The sequence below is a fragment of the Natronococcus sp. genome, assembly GCF_047921035.1.
Lineage (GTDB): Archaea > Halobacteriota > Halobacteria > Halobacteriales > Natrialbaceae > Natronococcus.
Map to the genome: position 1 here is coordinate 1 of NZ_JBLRWX010000227.1, position 1,354 is coordinate 1,354.

Sequence of the window (1,354 nt, forward strand, 5' to 3'; positions counted from 1 at the left end):
GCGAGTCAACGCCGAGCGAGTGATCGCCCGGAACGACGACCTCGCGGCGAACGTCTCGGCTGAGCGAGTCGAGATAGTCGGGAACGCTGAGGACGCTGACGATATAGTCGTCCTCGTCGATCCGCACGAGCGCGGCGTCTCGAGCAAGCTACGGAACACGTCGGCTACCGAGGTCGTCCCGGTCAACCCCGAGCAGCTACCCGGCAACTAAGCCGCACACAAGCCGGGACCAATTCGACTCATGACTTGCAATCTATCACTGCTCGCTCGGTCAGACGGCGTTTCCTGCTTCCGACCCCCGTGGGGTAGCCTATGACCGACGAGACCGACGAGCCCGACGACGTCCTCGAGCGCGACGAAATGCTCGCACTCCTGGAGGACGGGATCGAGGAAGCGCACCGAAAGGTCAAGAGCGGCCGCGTGTACGACGCCGAGAATGAGAAAGTCCGAATCAAGTGGATCAGGACTCTCGGCTACGTCGCCGGCCAATATCGGCAACTGATCAAGGACCGCGACCTCGAGGAGATCGAGGAGCGGCTTGAGGACCTCGAGCAACAGCGCGGGGATCAGCCATGACACGACGAAACCTCGAGCGTCGCGTTTCGGATCTCGAGGACGGCGCCCCGCGAGAGATCACCCTCAAGGACGCCTATCGGTGGATCCGGGACCTTCGCGACAGTGAGGACGTCGGCCGTCCGCCGGCGTATTTCGGTCACGAGGACTACTCCGAGCAGCTGCTCGAGCAACACGGACTGCTCTCGGAGCGCGACCCGGCTCTTGGTGACCTCACCCCGCCCGAGGCGTTCGCGCTCGGCTACATGGACGACGAGACGAGACGCCATGTCGCCGAACTCGTTGAACGTGAGCGAGGTGAGCCATGACGTCGAAGCGTTCGATCCGGCGCCGGGTCGCGAAGATCGAGGACGGGGTCGGCGGCGGGACGGTCAAATCTGTTGACCTCACCGACGAGCAGAAAGACGCCTATCGCGACCTGCTTCGGTGCCGATACGCTCTCACCGACGGCCTCGAGGCGACGCCGGACGGATCGCCCGGGCTCTCGCCGTCGGTCGCTCGCGAAGTGCTCGGAGAGATCGACGACAGCCGCCGGCGCTCGATTCTCGAGGGGATCCACCCATGACGTCCTCGAGAAAATCACTGGAGCGGCGCCTCGAAGCGCTCGAGGAGCCGACGGTGTACGACGACCTCCCGATGCTGACACTCGCGGGACTGATCGCCGCCGAGGAGATCGAGACGGTCGACGAGGAGCGACGCATCTACCGTCTCGACGGCGAGCTGAGGGAAGACACGACGGAACTGGATGCAAAACTACTGGACCAACTATGACGAGCAAAAG

General features: G+C 63.9%; 5 protein-coding genes. All 5 read left to right on the forward strand.

All coding sequences use genetic code 11. The features are described from left to right. On the forward strand, window positions 1-211 hold a 211-nt coding region (locus ACNA7R_RS20365), incomplete at its 5' end, for a hypothetical protein (protein ID WP_416285358.1). Between the two features lie 101 nt (window positions 212-312). Then, the gene (locus ACNA7R_RS20370; RefSeq protein ID WP_416285359.1) at window positions 313-576 is read left to right on the forward strand and encodes a hypothetical protein; all 264 of its coding nucleotides are present in this window, start codon (window positions 313-315) and stop codon (window positions 574-576) included. Beyond that, on the forward strand, window positions 573-881 hold the full coding sequence (locus ACNA7R_RS20375) for a hypothetical protein (protein ID WP_416285360.1): 309 nt from the start codon (window positions 573-575) through the stop codon (window positions 879-881). The genes ACNA7R_RS20370 and ACNA7R_RS20375 overlap by 4 nt, the downstream gene beginning before the upstream one ends. Then, window positions 878-1,138, forward strand: a complete 261-nt coding sequence (locus ACNA7R_RS20380) for a hypothetical protein (protein ID WP_416285361.1) — start codon at window positions 878-880, stop codon at window positions 1,136-1,138. Before ACNA7R_RS20375 ends, ACNA7R_RS20380 begins: the two co-directional genes overlap by 4 nt. Window positions 1,139-1,191: 53 nt before the next feature. Continuing rightward, the gene (locus tag ACNA7R_RS20385; protein ID WP_416285362.1) at window positions 1,192-1,344 is read left to right on the forward strand and encodes a hypothetical protein; all 153 of its coding nucleotides are present in this window, start codon (window positions 1,192-1,194) and stop codon (window positions 1,342-1,344) included. Window positions 1,345-1,354: the final 10 nt, after the last annotated feature.